Below are 15,094 nucleotides of genomic sequence, written 5' to 3'. Positions count from 1 at the left end.
CCCACGTACCGGATTGGCGGTTTCGCGAATGACAGACGTGGTACCGATGCGACTTCAGGGCGAGGTTCCCGAACTCCGGATGGAGAGCATCGAAGAGGACGCGCACCGGAACCTCGGGCGCTTCCGCGAGCAGCTCGACACGTGGGGCTTCATGGCGCTGGAGATGCCGTCGATCGGTGCCCGCGTCGACCGGCTCTACAAGGCCTTCGACGCCGCCCTGAAATCGACCTCGCCGTCGCTCGCGGAGTTCGCCACGGCGAAGACCCCGCAGGCGACCCCGGGCGGCAACCACGGATTCTTCCCCTTCGAATCAGAGGTTCCCCGGCTGGCCGCGGGCGTTCCCGACCCGAAGGAGTTCATGCACGTCAGTGGCGCCATGCTGGACGACGTGCCGCCGGGCGCGGCGGCAATGCTCACGGCGTTCCCCGATCTCGCCGACCACTCCCGGTTCCTGTTCGAGACCGCGTTCCGGGTCGCGCAGGCACTCGGCGGGGTGGTGCTGGAGCTGCTGCCGGGCGAGCCGCCCAAGCTGGATCTGTCGGCGTACTCGAGCATCCTGCGCGTCATCCACTACCGGGACCCGGACCGACGGGAGGTGCTGGCGCACGAGCACTCCGGCATCCAGATGGTCGGCGTGCAGCTCCCGCCGTCGGAGGGCGGGCTGCAGTACGTGCTCAACGACGGCACGTGGGTGGAGCCGGTGATCCAGGGAACCGACGTGCTGCTGTTCAACATCGGGCGGATGCTGTCCACGGCGTCCGGCGGGCGGGTCCGGCCGTCGACGCACCGGGTGCACCGGTCGCCGCTGGCGACCAGCGTCGAGCGCTGGTCGTCGGTCCTGTTCGTCCACCCGAACCACGAGGACCCGCAGTGGTGGATGGACGGCGACGGCAACACGGTGGTGTCCGACGCGACCTGGGGCGACTTCGTCCACAAAGGACTCAACGAACTGGGGCTCACGGATTGACGAGCACGCGGTGCGGCGTCACCGGAACGGGAAGGGCGGGGTGACGCCGGATGCTCTCGGCTGAGCGCAACGAGCGGCTGACGCGGGTCGGTCGCGGCACCCCGATGGGCGAGCTGCTGCGCCGGTACTGGCATCCGGTCGCGCCCGTCCTGGAGCTGCGCGAGCGGCGCGTCAAGGCGGTCAGGTTGCTCGGTGAGGACCTCGTGCTGTTTGTCCGGCGCGACGGCAGCCACGGGCTCATCGGTCGGGGATGCCCGCACCGGGGCGCCGATCTCAGCTACGGCTGGGTGGACGGCGACCAGCTCCGGTGCCCGTACCACGGCTGGGCGTTCGACGGCGGCGGCCGCTGCACCGAGCAGCCGTTCGAGGAGGCCGGCGGGCGGCCCGGGTTCGCCGCCAAGGTGCGGGTCGACGCCTACCCGACGCAGACCCTCGGCGGGCTCGTCTGGGCCTACCTCGGCCCCGATCCGGCGCCGCTGCTGCCCAACTTCGAGATGTTCGGCTGGAACCAGGGCTTCACCGAGATCATGATCACGGAGCTGCCGTGCAACTGGTTCCAGTGCCACGAGAACGGGATGGACCCCGTCCACTTCGAGTGGCTGCACTCCAACTGGACGGCCGAACAGCACGAGCCGGGCACGCCGCGCCGGGCCGGCGCCCACCTCACCGTCGACTTCGCCGAGTTCGACTTCGGGTTCATCTGCGGCCGGGAGGTCACCGACGGCGATCCCGAGGTCCGGCCGGTCTCCCGCTCGAACAGCGTCACCGAGGGCGGGATGCTCTGCCTCTGGCCGTACACGCTGATGACCGGCCGCACCGTGGAGTGGCGGGTGCCGATGGACGACACCCGCACCCTCAACATCACCCGCCACTACGCTGTGCTTCCCGACGACGTCCCCGGCTCGGGCCAGGACCCGGACCTGCTCCCGTACTGGTACGGGCCGCTGACCGACGGGTCGACCGGCCGGATGCTCACCGGCCACCCGATGAACCAGGACTTCGCCGCCTGGGTCGGCCAGGGCGAGACGGCGGACCGCACGACCGAGCACCTCGGCCGGGCCGACGCGGGCATCACACTGCTGCGACGACGGTTCCTGGAGGAGCTCGAGCGGGTGGCCGCCGGCCTCGATCCGGCCGGTACCGTGCGCGACCCGGCCGCCAACGAGCGGATCGAGCTGCCGATCCTCGCGAGGTCGGCGTTCCGGAACGGGATCGCCCGCGAGAAGGTCGACGCCCTGATCCGGCTCCACCGGCCGTACGCGCACGGGGCCGGCCGCTACCCCGACATCCAGGCCGGCCGCCCGGAGGACATCCGTCGGATGCACGAGACGGCGGCCGGCCTTCGCCCGGGCCGCTGAGGAGGATCGCATGCAGGTTGGGCTTCCCGGCCTCCACGACCCGGTGGACGTGGCGGGGGTCGGCCGCAAGTTCGCTGCGCTCGCCGGCGTCGCGGGAGCCTTCCCCGTCCCCGACGCGATGGTGATTCCCGTCGACGAGTTCCGGACGGCGTTCGGTGCCCGGTCCGCCCGGGTGGAGGCAGTCATGCGGGAGACCCGGTCGACGGTCGGGGCGTTCCTCACCGACGCGATGGAGCGGATCGAGGCGGCGACCGCGGACCTGCGGGTGACCGGGACGCTGCGTCACCGGCTTACCGGACGACTCGGCGAGGTGTTCCCGGACGCCGACCGGGCCACCTTCGCCGTCCGCTCGTCGGGCCTGGCCGAGGACGGCCCGCACCACAGCATGGCCGGCGTCTACCGCAGCGTCCTGGGCGTCCGCGGCGTCGACGGGGTGGCCGCGGCGGTGGCGGAGTGCTGGCGCTCCTACTACGGGCCGACCGCGGTCGCGGCCCGGGTCCGGGCGGGCGAATTCACCGCCGCCCCCGGGCTGGCGGTGATCGTCCAGCGGTTCGTCGAGGCGCGGCTCGCCGGGGTCGCCTTCTCCGGGCTCGACGGCGACCCGCGGGAGGTGCTGGTGGAGTACGTGTCCGGCACCGCCGACGGGCTCGTCGCCGGCACCGAGGCACCCGCCGGCGTCACGTCCGGCTCGCTGACCGACGGCCATGACGGTGCCCTCGCCGACGTCGTGCGCCTGACCCGGGCGCTGCGCGACCGGTTCGGCCACGACGTCGACGTCGAATGGGCCGCCGACGCCGGTGGCGTGTGGATCCTCCAGGTCCGCCCGGTCACGGCCAGGCGCCGCGCGGTCCGGGCGTCGGCTCCCGAGTTCTGGATCCGCCGGCTGTACCACCAGGAGCCCCCGGACGGCGCCCCGCTCGCCGACGTCGCCGACGTGTACGCGGCCTTCACCGCCAAGCGGGGCCCGGCCAACCGGCTGGCCCGCCGGCACGGGGTGGCCACCACGACCGGCTGGGTGGTCGGCTTCACCGGCCGGGCGCTGGACCACCCTGGGGCGCGCCGCCGGTTCGCGTCGGCCCTGGACGCCGGTCCCAGCGACGAGTGCCTGCTCGACGTCGGCGAGACCATCCGGCAGCTCGTCGTGCCCAAACGCGACGTGGTCGACCGGGTCCGGGCCATCGCCGGGCCCGACACCCGGTCCACCCGGCCGCAGGCGGTGCTCGTGCGCGACTACATCCGCGGCGAGCTCGCCATGATCTCCCGGCTGCAGGACGACGGCCTCGTCGTGGAGTACACCCCGGACGGGCTGCTCGCGCTCAACCGCGGCACCGCCGGGGCGAAGACCCTGCTCGTCGGCCCAGACGGCGGCACGGACGGCGGCACGGACGGCAGCACCCGCGCCGATCCCGACGCGGCGCCGCTGCTGCCGCATCTGGCGCGGATCCGCGCGTTCACCGGCCTCATGCACGACCGGTACGGGCAGGTGGCGGTCGAGTGGGCGCTCAGCGGCGGGACACCGGTCTTCCTGGACTACTCGGCGCTGAGCGCGGACCACCGGGTCGTCGTCCGCTCGGGCACCGTGATCTCGGCGGGGTCGGCCTCGGGCCCGGTGCTGAACCTGCACGACGACGAGGCGCTCAGCCGGCTCTCGATCGGGCCGGCGGTCAGCATCGGAACCGCCCCGCGGATGCCCGACTCCGCCGAACTGGCGGCGCTCCTCGAGCGGGTCAGAGCCGCGCCGGCCGCGCCGATCATCCTGGCCCGCCGGCCCTACGCGGTGCTGTCCCTCCTCATCGGAGCGGTGGCGGGCTTCGTCTTCGAACAGGGGTCGGTCCTCTCACACCTGGCCATCCTGCTGCGGGAGGCCGGTGTGCCGGCCGTCCTCGCCAACGGCGCCGGCGCGGCACCCGACGGTACGCACGGGGCGATCGCGCGGGGGGTGTTCAGTGTCGGGTGACCGGCGGCCGGTCGGCCGTCGGGACGGGTGGATCGTCGCGGCCGCGATCGGTGCGATGGCCGCGGTCGTGGTCGTCGTCCGGCCGACCACGTGGACGCCCACGGCTGACCCGGTCGCCCGGTTCCTCGTCGCCGTGACCGTCGTGCTGCTGGTGTGCCAGCTCCTCGGCGCCGTCGCCGACCGGATGGGTCAGCCGCGGGTGCTGGGCGAGGTCCTCGGCGGGATCGCGCTGGGACCGTCGGTGCTCGGCCAGGTGTGGCCCGGCGCCCAGGACTGGATCTTCACTCCGGCCGTGGCCACCGCGATCGGCATGGCCGCCCAGCTCGGCCTCGCCGTGTTCATCTTCCTGCTGGGATGCGAGCTGCGCACCGACACCGACGGCCACCGACCGGCCGCGATCGGGTCGATCGTCGCCGGCGGGGCGGGGCTGCCGTTCGTCGCCGGTCTGGCGCTGGCGGTCGTCGTCGGCGACCTGTGGTCGGGCACCGCCTCGCCGACCGCGACGGTGTTCTTCATCGGGTTGGCGCTGTCCGTCACGGCCGTGCCGGTACTGGCGCGGATCCTTGTCGACCTGGGCCTGGAGCACACCCGGGCCGGAACGCTGGCGCTCGCCTCGGCCGCCGCCGGCGACGGCGTCGCGTGGTTGGGGCTCGCGGTGATCCTGGCCGTCAGCGGGGCCGAGGGGTCCCTCCGGCAGGTCGCGGTGGCGGCGGTGGTGGCCGCCGGGTTCGTGCTGGTCACCGTCTACGGGGTGCGCCCGTTGCTGGCGAGGCTGGTCCGGCGGCCCGGCGCGTCGCGGGACGGCGCACCGGTGCCCCTGCTGGTGGCCGTCATGCTCGGGTTCGCGGCGGTCAGCCAGCTGGCCGGGCTGCACGTGGTGGTCGGCGCGTTCCTCTTCGGCGCGGTGATGCCGCGCGACGCGGGCCTGGCCGGCAGGCTCAACGACCACCTGCGCGGCTTCGCGATCGCGGTGCTGATGCCGCTGTTCTTCGTGGCGGTGGGGCTGTCGACGAACATCGGCCTGGTCGCGACGTCTCCGGCGCACGTCGTCGTGCTCGTCGTGACGCTCGTCGTCGCGGTCGGCACGAAGCTCGCCGGCGCCGGCCTCGGCGCCCGCGTGGCGGGGCTCGACCGCCGCGACGCCCTCCGGGTGGGCGTCCTCATGAACTGCCGCGGCGTCACCGAACTGGTGGTGGCCTTGATCGGACACCGGCTCGGGCTGATCAACGAGTTCGGCCTGACGGTACTCGTCCTCACCGCGCTGCTGACCACGCTGGGCACCGCGCCCGTGGTGCTCCGGCTGGACCGTTCGCGGACGGCTCCGGCGGCGACAGCGGCGACGGCGGCGCCGGTGCCCGGCGGATCGGAACGAGGGGACACATGACGGCTGCCGCGGTGCGGGTCTGCTTCTACGGCCCGACCGGTTCGGGAAAGACCACGGTCGCCCGGCACGTGGCCGAACGGTACGGCGCGGAGCTGGTGAAGGCGAGCGAGCCGCTGCACCGGCTCCAGCGGATGTTCTACGAGGTCCTGGAGCTGCCCGTCGACGGGCAGGACGGCGAGCTGCTGCAGTTCCTCGCGGGCAAGGTCGAGCGGGAGCGGCCCGGATGGCTGGCGGGGAGCCTCACGCGCAGGGTCCGGGAAGCCACCAGCCCGGTGGTGGTCAACGACGACTGCCGGGCCAACACCTACCCCGCGTTCGAGGCACTGGGCTTCGTCTTCGTGCGGGTGCGGTCCACCCCGGACGCGATCGCGCGCCGGCGGCGCGCCGACCACACGCCGGTCGATCCGCGGCACCCGGTGGAACGGGGGTTCGAGGCCTTCCGGATGGACCACGAGCTGGACAACAGCGGCGCCATCGAGCACACGTTGGCGGCCGTCGACGAGCTGATGGACGGGCTCGTCCCGATGCACGGGAGCGGCGTTGGACACCGAGTGCGATGACCCGACGGCGGCCGTGGGCGGGCCGCCCTTCGGCTGGCTGACCGGCAAGAAGATTCACGAGGAGGTGATGGCCGAGCGCATCGTGATCGACCCCTATCGGTCGAGCCACCTGAACCCGAACTCGTACAACTACCGGCTGTCGTCGCACCTGAGGATGCTGACCTCCGACGTCGTCGACTGCCGCGGGGAGGACGAGTACCGCGACATCACCATCCCCGACGACGGTTTCATCCTGGAGCCGGGGGAGTGCTACCTCGGCGCGACGATGGAGACGTTCGGCTCCGACGTGTACGCGTCGCTGGTGACGGGGCGCAGCTCCATCGGCCGGAAGTTCATCACCAACCACATCACGGCCGGGCTCATCGATCAGGGCTTCCGGGGCGTGATCACGCTGGAGATCGTGGCGTTCAAGCGGACCCGCGTGTATCCGGGGATGCGGTTCGGTCAGATCTTCTGGTTCACCACGTCGGGCGCGCCGTACCTCTACGACGGCAGGTACCAGGGCCAGAGCGAACCGACGCCGTCCCGGCTGGCGCAGGACGTCCGGCCCGGCGGCGGCTCACCGAGGTAGGGGACGCACCCATGGAGTACAGCGCTCTCGGCCGCTCCGGCCTGCGCGTCAGCGCTTTGGCGTACGGAAACTGGATCACACACGGCTCCCAGCTGGACACGGACCGGGCGGTCGCGTGCGTGGACGCCGCGGTCGACCTCGGCATCACCACCTTCGACACCGCGGACAGCTACGCGGACGGGCGCGCCGAGACCTTGCTGGGCCGGGCGCTCAGGCGCCATCGACGGTCCACTGTGGAGATTCTCACGAAGGTCTACAAGCCCACCGGCCCGGGCCGGAACGAGCGGGGCCTGTCGCGCAAGCACATCATGGCGGCGATCGACGGGTCGCTGCGCCGGCTGGGCACCGACCACGTCGACCTGTACCAGGCCCACCGGTACGACCACACCACGCCGCTGGCGGAGACGATGGAAGCGTTCGCCGACGTCGTGCGCGCCGGCAAGGCCCGCTACATCGGTGTCTCCGAATGGCGGGCGTCGGAGGTGCGGGCCGCCCACCCGCTGGCCCGGGAGCTGCGGATCCCGTTGGTGTCCAACCAGGTGCAGTACTCGATGCTCTGGCGCGTCATCGAGGCGGAGATCGTGCCCGCCTGCGACGAGCTGGGCATCGGCCAGATCGCCTGGTCACCGATGGCCCAGGGGGTGTTGACCGGCAAGTACCGGCCGGGGGAGGCGCCGCCGGCCGGCAGCCGGACCGACGACGGGTTCGGCGCCGCGATGATCGCCCGGTATCTGGGGGAGGACCTGCTCCGCCGCGTACAGGAACTGCGACCGATCGCGGAGGGCGCCGGGCTGACCATGGCGCAGCTGGCCCTCGCCTGGGTGCTGCGGAACCCGAGTGTCGCGACGGCGATCGTCGGCGCCAGCCGGCCCGAGCAGCTGGCGGAGAACGTCAAGGCGGCGGGAGTGGTGCTGGATCCCGCGGTCGTCACGGCGATCGACGCGGTGCTGGACCCGGTGGTCGAGCGGGATCCGGCGAAGACGAAGAGCCCGCCGACGCGGCCGTAGCGCGCACGGTGGACCACGGTGGACGGAGCCCAACGGTGTGGAGCAACGGCGTGGACGACGACCGGACGGTCGGCTATGTGATCACCGGAACCCGGGGATCGGGGAAGACCACGGTGGCCCAGATGCTGACCAGGGGCAGCGGATCGATCGGCCGGGTGCCGTCGGTCACCACCCGGCCGCCGCGCCCCGACGACCGCCGCGACACCTACTTCCACCTCGCCGAGCACGAGTTCGACGCGCTGGCGGCCGACGGGCGGCTGATTCTGGTCGGCACCTACGGCGCTGCCCGGTACGGCATCGTCGCCGACTCCATCGACGCCGAGCTGAGGGCGGGCCGCCGGCCCCTGCTCACCGTGTCGCCCGACGCGGCGGCCGCGCTGGTCGCGGGGGCCAGGCCGGTCCGGTGGCGCGGTGCGTTCCTGGACGCGCGCGACGACCTGCTCGACGGCCGGCTGCGGGCCGCCGGCCGGGCGGCGCGGGCGCAGGACCGCCGGCAGCGGGTCGCCGACCGGGCGTTCGCCGGTCCGCCGCTGACCGTCGTCCGCAACGACGGTCCACTGTCCGACGCCGTGCGGCGGGTCAGGCGGCTCTTCGACCTGGCCGACGCCGGCTCGTCACCCGGACAGCTCCACTGATCCGGTGTGCCGGCCGCGGTGTACCGCCACGCGGAGCAGGAGGACGGCCGCGGTCAACCACAGCACCCCGACAAGAAGCTCCAGGCACAGCCCGGGTAGCGCGCCGGCGAGCGGCCCGCCGCCGAGCAGTCCGCGGACCGCGGCGAGGCCGTGGGTCAGCGGAAGCACCTGTGCGACCGCCCGCAGGGCGTCCGGCCAGTAGTCCACGGGCACGTTCACGCCGCACACCGTCATCACGGTCAGGTAGGTCAGGTTCAGCGCGAGCCACTGCACGGCGGGGGAGTGCATGACCACGACGCCGACGAACAGCGCGAAGCAGTACCCCGACAGCCCGACGACGGCGATGAACAGCGGAGCCAGCAGCGCCGCCGGCATCGCGACCGGGACGCGGAAGCACGCCAGCACGATGGCGAACGCCGCCGTGCTGCTCGCGACGCCCACCAGCAGCGTGTAGACCCCACGCGCCAGGAAGGTGAGCACGTACGGGGTGGGCGCCACGAGCTGCAGAGCCAGCGTGCCGGCGTTGCGCTCGCGAACGGTACCGAGGACGACGACGGACGTCTCGACGCACACCAGCACGACGGTGTTGCCGACGGCCCGGTAGTGCACCAGGGCCGCGCCGCCGAGGAGCAGCCCGAAGAGCGCGAAGAACACGGCCTGGGTCACCAGCCGCACGAACCAGCCGAGCAGCCACGTGCGCCAGGTGTAGATCGCCGCGAGTTCGGCGAACCCGATCCGGGTCGCGGCCGCGAACGCGGTCCAGGTGTGGCCCCACGCGGTCACGACAGGCCCACGGTGCCCTTGGTCCGCAGACCGTCGACGACCCGCCCGGTCAGCCGGACGCCGACCAGATAGGCGACGCCGCCGAGGCAGCACACCGCCGCGAGGCGCCAGGCGAGGTCGGTGACCGGTGCCGGGCGGGTGGTGTCGCGCAGCAGCTCCGCGCTCCAGTAGAGGAACGTCAGCCGGCTGAACGGCTGCACCCACCAGGGCAGCAGGCTCACCGGAGCGACCAGGCCGCCGAGGATGTAGAACGGGTAGCCGAGCGCGTTGGCGAACCGGCCGGCGGACCGCGCCGCGACGAACAGGGCGGCCATGGCGGTGGAGGTGCCGGTCATCGCCAGCGCCGTGGCGACGAGCGTCGCCGCCAGCGCGCCGGGGTGGAACACCGGCAGCGTGGCCGAGAAGCCGACCGCGGCGACCAGCAGCGTCTCGGCCAACGTGCCGAGGCCGAGCACGGTGATGGTCGAGACGCGTCCGGCCAGCACGTGCGACGGTGCGCTCGGCGTGGCCACGAGCAGTTCGAAGGTGCCGTGCGCGCGGTCACCGTCGATGACGGATCCGGCCAGGTCCAGGGCCAGCACCCACAGTGCCACCAACGCGGGCCCGAGCACGGCGTAGGGCACCAGGTCCGGGCGGCCGGCGTGGTCGGCGCCGGACAGGAAGATGGCGGCGAAGAACGGGACCGTCACGAAGACCATCAGGTGGCCGGGGTTGCGGCGGAACAGCGCGAGCTGGAGCCGCACGCCGGCGACGAAGGCGGTCATACCTGCAACCCGCGGTCGCCGATGAGGCGCAGGTAGACCTCCTCAAGGCCGGGCTGGGTCACGCGGACGGCGGTGACCCCCTCGGCGACGAGGAGGCGCAGCACCGGCAGTACGGCGTCCGCGGACGTGGTGTGCGCGCGGGTCCACCCGTCCGGCAGCGGTTCGAGCTCGCCGACGCCGGCCAGCCCGCCCAGCCGGCCCAGCACCTCCGCGCCGGCCTTCAGCTCGACCCGTTCGTAGGCGCTGAGCCAGCGACCGATCGCGCGCGGGCGCTCCGTGCCGAGGACCCGGCCGCGGTCGATCAGCGTCACCCGGTCGCACAGCGCCTCGGCCTCGGCCATGTCGTGTGTGGTCAGCAGCACCGTCAGCCGCCGGGCCCGCAGCCCCGCCACGATCTCGCGGAACTCCCGGGTCGAGACCGGGTCCATGCCCACCGTCGGCTCGTCCAGGAACAGCAGATCGGGCCGGCTCAGCAGGCCGCGGGCCAGATGCAGCCGTTGCTTCATCCCGCGTGACATCCGGTCGACGGGCGTGTCCTCCTGACCGGACAGCCCGAGCAGCCGTAGCGAATCGTCGACGCGGTGGCGGGTCTCGGCCCGTCCCAACCGGTACAGCGCCGCCCAGTAGGCGAGGTTCTGCCGTGCGGTCAACCGCCCGTAGAGCCCGCGTTCGCCGCCGAAGACGATGCCGATGCGGGCCCGTACCGCGGCGGTCGCCGCCACCACGTCGTGCCCGAACACCCGGGCCCGGCCGGAGGTCGGCAGCAGGACGGTGGACAGCACCTTGACGAGGGTGGTCTTTCCGGCACCGTTCGGACCGAGCAGGCCGTGTATCTCTCCCCGGTCGACGTGGAGACTAACGCCGTTCAGCGCGGTCACCTCCCGGTCGCGCGGACCGCGCGCCGCCTCGCCCCTCGGCCTGTCGGCACGCCCGCGGTAGCGGAAGGTGCGCACCAGCTCGTCGACCTCGACAGCCGGACCGATACGTCATCGCCTCATCTCGTCGCGCGCGTCGTCGTTGTGTTCGCGATGGTAGGAACGGGCCGCCCACCGGGCAAGCGGCGGGTTGCGCGTGCAAAAGACACCACCCACCGCCCGCGGCGGGCACCTATCGTGCTGCGGGTGGGAACCAACGACGATCCGGGGGCCACGATCCGCGCACTGTCCAATGTGGACATCGTCGGTGACCGCACCGGCGCGCAGTTGTACGTGTCGCGGTACGGCGAGCCGGTGTTGAGTGTCGCCGTCGGGAACCGGACCGTGCGGTCGGCGATGACGGGCACCACCGCGGTCATGTGGGTGTGTTCGGGCAAGCCGCTCCTGCTGCCCGCACTGTTCCAGCTGCTGACCGAGGCCGGGCTCGACGCGGACACACCGGTGGCGGAACTGGTGCCCGCGTTCGCCGGCGGCGGCAAGGAGACCGCGACGATCGTCCACCTCCTGACCCACACGGTGCCCTACGCGGGCATCGGAATGCGGTGGGCGGACGACACCTTCGTCCACGGTTCGGAAGGCGGCCTGCTGCGGGCACGCTGGGAGGAGGCGCTCGACGCGATCTGCGCCGAGCCGGTGCTCGGTCCACCCGGCACCGGGATCGCGTACACGACGATGGCCAACTGGCTGCTGCTGGGCGAGATCGTCCAGCGGCTCGGCGGAGCGCCCTACGAAGAGGTGATCGCGAAGCGGGTCACCGACGCCCTCGGTATGCCCCACACCATGCTGGGACGGCCCGCCGCGCCCGGGCCGGACACGGCTCAACTGTGGGCGGTCGAACCCGACGGGATCCCGGAGCCGGTGGACCTGGACGACGCCCGGTGGACCGGCCAGCGGTGGCCGGGCATCGGCGCGCGCGGCCCGGCGGCGGAGCTGGGCCGCGTGATCGAGTGCCTGGCCGGCTGGCGCCGGCCGGACCTCGTGCCGGCGGAGTGGCGGAGCCGGCTCGCCGAGACCCACCGGTCGGGCCTCGCGGATCCGGTGTACCGGGGCGTCGACATCCGCTGGGGGCTCGGCTGCTGTGTCGACCCGCTGCCGTTCGGTCTCCCGGCCGGCACGGCGGTGATCGGACACACCGGGGTGCGGTCGTCGCTGGTCTTCGCCGACCTCGACACCGGCGTCGCGGTCGTGCTCGTCTGCAACGGCATGGTGCCCCGCACGGCGGACCGGACCCGCAAGCGGCGGGTCGTACGCTCGGTCTACCGCGACCTCGGCCTGACCGGGCCCTCCTGACGGTCAGCTCCAGGCGTCGCGGACCCGCCGCAGGTGCCGGCGGTACCGGTCGCGCACGTCGGCGGGCGCGCGCAGCAGCGCGACGAGGATCTCCGGTGGCGGGGTGTACCGGTCGCTCAGCGCGTAGGCGAAGGTCAGGTGCCGGTCCCGGAACAGCTCGTCCAGCACCGCCGGCCAGTCCAGCGGCAGGGTCCAGTTCCGCTCGTACCCCGACGCCAGGATGTGCTGCCCCGCCTGGTCGACGATCTCCTCGCGGGTGAACGCCTGGATCGGCGGCCGCTCGGGCCGGAACGCATCGAGGTCGTCGGGCGCGCCCTTACCCTGCAACCGTTCGGTGAGGTAGCCGGCCACCAGCGGGGACAGGTGCAGACCATCGCGGTAGGTGCCCGACGCGAGCCACAGGCCGGCCAGCGAGGTCTCGCCGATCAGCGGGAAGCCGTCGAACGACGCCGGCCGGCTGCCGGACTGCAGGCGCTCGACGGACGCGACCCGCAGCCGCCGGTCGAGCTGGTGGACCGCGCATCCGAGGAGGAACGTGACGTCGTCGATGCCGGGCCCGGCCGGCTCGTCGAAGTGGATGGCGTTTGTCGCGCCGAGATAGACCGTGCCGGAGGACCGCGGCACGAGGTGCAGACCGCAGGCGAACGACCGGTTCGGCGTGCGCAGGACGGATCGCGCGGGCGGGGTCCCGGCGGCGGTCCGCACGACGACGGACACGCCGTGGCCGTGCACCAGGCGGGGAATCCGCACGTTGAGGTCGTCGACCCCGTCGATCAGCCGCTGGGTGGCCGCACCGCAGGCCAGCACGACCTGGTCGCCGGAGATCCGGGTGCCGTCGGCCAGCGCCAGCCCGGTGACCCGGCCGGCGTCGTGCAGCACCGCGTCCACCGTCCCCGCGACACGGACACCGCCGGCGGCGTCGATGGCGCGCTCCAGCGCGGTCAACAGCGCGGCGGCGTCGACGGCGCCCTCCCGGGGCAGCCGCATCGCGCGCAGCGGCCGCGCCAGCGGGTCCGGGTCGAGCCCGGGGACATCCTCGACGTCGACGTCCTCGTACGGCTCGTCGTACACGTCCAGAGCCTGGCGGATCGAGGCGTACCCGGCGTCGTCGATGTCGGCGGTCCCCACCGTGTTGAGCAGGACCATCGTGTCGTCGGCCCGCCGCAGCGGCGCGTCCGGCGCCGTTTCCTCCAGCCGCTCCAGCCACGACGGCCAGAGGTGGTGCGCGCGCACCGTGGCCGCCAGCTTCTGCCGGCCGGCCTCGGACCGCAGCAGGGTCGGGGTCACCTCGCCGAAGCAACCGAGCATCGCGCCGGCTGCGGATGAGGCGGCGGCGGGCCGCTGCGGGTCGCCGACCACCGCGACCCGGAGCCCGGCCCACGCGGCGGCCGCGGCGACGGACTGGCCCAGCACGCCGTTGCCCGCAACGACCACGTCAAAGGTCTGCATCGATCACTCCATCTGTCTGTCCGGGCGCGGGCGGTTCCGACGATCGGAGGAGACGCACGACAGCACCGGAGAGCGCCTCGACCGTTGGCTCCTCGAAGAACGTGCGAAGCGACAGGGGCACACGGAACTCCTCCTGGATGGCCCGCACCAGCAGGGTCGCCCGGCGCGAGTCCCCGCCCACGTCGAAGTAGTCGTCGGCGTCGGCGACGGTTGCGCCCACCGCCTGCGCCACCAGCGTCGCCACGCGGTCGTGGACCAGGCCGGCGTCGACCGGGGGCACGTCACTCGCCGCTCAACGCGATGCGGGTCAGCTGAGCCTTGTTGCCGGCACCCAGCTTCGACCGCACCCGTTTGACGTACGTGTCGACGGTGTGCTCGCTGATGTCGAGCGCCCGGGCGATCTGACGGTGGGTGCGGCCCTGCGCGATCTGCTGGAGGACCTGCCGTTCCCGCGGTGAGAGCTGGGTGGTGTTGGGCTCCGCGTCGTGGTTCCCGGGGTGGTTCCCGGGTGTCGTGGACCGCGTGAGCACCGCGACGATTCCGTCGCCGTGCTCGTCGGGGACGACGACACCGGCGTTGGCCACCGATCGCATGACCTGGACGAGTTGCGGCCCGATCGGCTGCCGGGCGAGCACGACCGGCACCCGCCTGCCCACCCGTTCGAGGAACCAGATCAGGTCCGTCGACGCGACGGCGTCCACGTCCACGACAAACAGGTCGACCGACAGGCCGGTGGCACCACGGAGGCTCCGTTTACTGGCGACCTCGAGCCCGTACCGTTCGAACGCCTCGGTGTACTCGCGGGCGATGTGTCGTTGGGCTTCGATCAGACATATACGCAATCGGTCCTCCCGTATCGGGGCGGTGGCGCACGGAGGGAAGGGGCCGTGACCGCATGGCGTCATCGGCGATCCAAGGTCACCAGTCTATGAACGGGTGAGCCGGGATCTGCGTGCGTCCGGTGCCAAAATCCACGGATTTACCGCCATGATGGTTTGCGGACCGTCCACTGTGGACGCCGGTCCGGCGCGCCGCGGGGCGGGGTGAACATGATCCCCGCCGATCTACGCGAACCGTCGGCGCCCCGACCGGCCGCACCCGCATGGCGGTGGTGACCGCGGTCTATGACGCCGCACCCGCCCCACGCACCGCCGCCGATATCCTTCCCGCCGACGCTGCCGAACGCGCCGCACGCCGCAACGGACCACGCGCCCACGGCCGGAAGGTGAACGCGTCGCTGGAGCACGGTGTCGCGCCCATGGTCACCGCCCTGTTCGACCAAGCCGAAATCCGCGATCCCGGGCACCGAACAGCTCGCACCTTCTTGTCAGGACCGCGTTGATCGCCATACCATGAGCCGACCTGGTAGGTAAGGATCCTTACGTCGTCGAGGCGTCGCGCCGCCTCCGCTACCGGGCAAGAGCCCGAGATCCG

Annotated in this window: 16 protein-coding genes; 10 read left to right on the top strand and 6 right to left on the bottom strand. The window is 72.8% G+C overall.

Translation table 11 applies throughout. The features are described 5' to 3' along the window. Positions 1 to 28 precede the first annotated feature (28 nt). The 8 genes from Vau01_RS48570 to Vau01_RS48535 are packed head-to-tail and all read left to right on the top strand — an operon-like array spanning position 29 to position 8,439. Entirely contained in the window at positions 29 to 967 is a 939-nt protein-coding gene (locus Vau01_RS48570) for a 2OG-Fe(II) oxygenase family protein (protein WP_204007738.1), read from the top strand. Between the two features lie 50 nt (positions 968 to 1,017). Then, positions 1,018 to 2,325, top strand: coding sequence for a Rieske 2Fe-2S domain-containing protein (locus Vau01_RS48565; protein WP_204007736.1), 1,308 nt, complete (start codon positions 1,018 to 1,020; stop codon positions 2,323 to 2,325). 10 nt (positions 2,326 to 2,335) lie between these two features. Next, positions 2,336 to 4,282, top strand: coding sequence for a PEP/pyruvate-binding domain-containing protein (locus tag Vau01_RS48560; RefSeq protein WP_204007734.1), 1,947 nt, complete (start codon positions 2,336 to 2,338; stop codon positions 4,280 to 4,282). Then, a complete protein-coding gene (locus tag Vau01_RS48555; RefSeq protein ID WP_204007733.1) occupies positions 4,272 to 5,666 on the top strand; it encodes a cation:proton antiporter in 1,395 nt (464 codons plus the stop codon). The genes Vau01_RS48560 and Vau01_RS48555 overlap by 11 nt, the downstream gene beginning before the upstream one ends. Beyond that, positions 5,663 to 6,226, top strand: a complete 564-nt coding sequence (locus Vau01_RS48550) for an AAA family ATPase (RefSeq protein ID WP_204007731.1) — start codon at positions 5,663 to 5,665, stop codon at positions 6,224 to 6,226. Before Vau01_RS48555 ends, Vau01_RS48550 begins: the two co-directional genes overlap by 4 nt. Then, positions 6,207 to 6,797, top strand: coding sequence for a dCTP deaminase (gene dcd / locus Vau01_RS48545; RefSeq protein ID WP_204007729.1), 591 nt, complete (start codon positions 6,207 to 6,209; stop codon positions 6,795 to 6,797). Before Vau01_RS48550 ends, dcd begins: the two co-directional genes overlap by 20 nt. A gap of 11 nt (positions 6,798 to 6,808) precedes the next feature. After that, positions 6,809 to 7,804: an aldo/keto reductase family protein gene (locus Vau01_RS48540; RefSeq protein ID WP_204007727.1), complete on the top strand. Its 996-nt coding sequence runs from the start codon at positions 6,809 to 6,811 to the stop codon at positions 7,802 to 7,804. Positions 7,805 to 7,854: 50 nt separating this feature from the next. Next, positions 7,855 to 8,439, top strand: a complete 585-nt coding sequence (locus tag Vau01_RS48535; protein ID WP_204007725.1) for a hypothetical protein — start codon at positions 7,855 to 7,857, stop codon at positions 8,437 to 8,439. Here the strand turns inward: Vau01_RS48535 and Vau01_RS48530 are convergent. The 3 genes from Vau01_RS48530 to Vau01_RS48520 are packed head-to-tail and all read right to left on the bottom strand — an operon-like array spanning position 8,419 to position 10,939. Continuing rightward, the gene (locus Vau01_RS48530) at positions 8,419 to 9,222 is read right to left on the bottom strand and encodes an ABC transporter permease (RefSeq protein ID WP_204007723.1); all 804 of its coding nucleotides are present in this window, start codon (positions 9,220 to 9,222) and stop codon (positions 8,419 to 8,421) included. The two genes, Vau01_RS48535 and Vau01_RS48530, sit on opposite strands and share 21 nt — an antisense overlap. Continuing rightward, positions 9,219 to 9,986 carry an ABC transporter permease gene (locus Vau01_RS48525; RefSeq protein ID WP_204007721.1) on the bottom strand — a complete coding sequence of 256 codons (768 nt, stop codon included), beginning with the start codon at positions 9,984 to 9,986 and terminating at the stop codon, positions 9,219 to 9,221. The genes Vau01_RS48530 and Vau01_RS48525 overlap by 4 nt, the downstream gene beginning before the upstream one ends. Continuing rightward, on the bottom strand, positions 9,983 to 10,939 hold the full coding sequence (locus tag Vau01_RS48520; protein ID WP_204007719.1) for an ABC transporter ATP-binding protein: 957 nt from the start codon (positions 10,937 to 10,939) through the stop codon (positions 9,983 to 9,985). The genes Vau01_RS48525 and Vau01_RS48520 overlap by 4 nt, the downstream gene beginning before the upstream one ends. Positions 10,940 to 11,107: 168 nt before the next feature. Here Vau01_RS48520 and Vau01_RS48515 point away from each other — a divergent pair, with 168 nt between their 5' ends. Beyond that, a complete protein-coding gene (locus tag Vau01_RS48515; RefSeq protein ID WP_204007717.1) occupies positions 11,108 to 12,211 on the top strand; it encodes a serine hydrolase domain-containing protein in 1,104 nt (367 codons plus the stop codon). A 3-nt stretch (positions 12,212 to 12,214) separates the two neighbouring features. On the opposite strand, the gene Vau01_RS48510 is transcribed toward Vau01_RS48515, so the two are convergent. From Vau01_RS48510 to Vau01_RS48500, 3 genes are read right to left on the bottom strand one after another with little or no spacing between them, the layout of a single operon-like run. After that, the gene (locus Vau01_RS48510) at positions 12,215 to 13,660 is read right to left on the bottom strand and encodes an NAD(P)/FAD-dependent oxidoreductase (RefSeq protein WP_204007715.1); all 1,446 of its coding nucleotides are present in this window, start codon (positions 13,658 to 13,660) and stop codon (positions 12,215 to 12,217) included. Then, positions 13,647 to 13,940, bottom strand: a complete 294-nt coding sequence (locus Vau01_RS48505; protein WP_204007713.1) for an acyl carrier protein — start codon at positions 13,938 to 13,940, stop codon at positions 13,647 to 13,649. The genes Vau01_RS48510 and Vau01_RS48505 overlap by 14 nt, the downstream gene beginning before the upstream one ends. Before the next feature lies 1 nt (position 13,941). Beyond that, complete coding sequence (locus tag Vau01_RS48500; RefSeq protein WP_204007711.1) at positions 13,942 to 14,502, bottom strand: helix-turn-helix transcriptional regulator; 561 nt, start codon at positions 14,500 to 14,502, stop codon at positions 13,942 to 13,944. 260 nt (positions 14,503 to 14,762) lie between these two features. Here Vau01_RS48500 and Vau01_RS48495 point away from each other — a divergent pair, with 260 nt between their 5' ends. After that, the gene (locus Vau01_RS48495) at positions 14,763 to 15,002 is read left to right on the top strand and encodes a hypothetical protein (protein WP_204007709.1); all 240 of its coding nucleotides are present in this window, start codon (positions 14,763 to 14,765) and stop codon (positions 15,000 to 15,002) included. The last annotated feature ends 92 nt before the right edge of the window (positions 15,003 to 15,094 follow it).

The sequence above is a fragment of the Virgisporangium aurantiacum genome (assembly GCF_016863635.1).
Lineage (GTDB): Bacteria > Actinomycetota > Actinomycetes > Mycobacteriales > Micromonosporaceae > Virgisporangium > Virgisporangium aurantiacum.
Note: the sequence above shows the minus strand (reverse complement) of the source record. Positions and strands in the feature narration are given on the sequence as shown.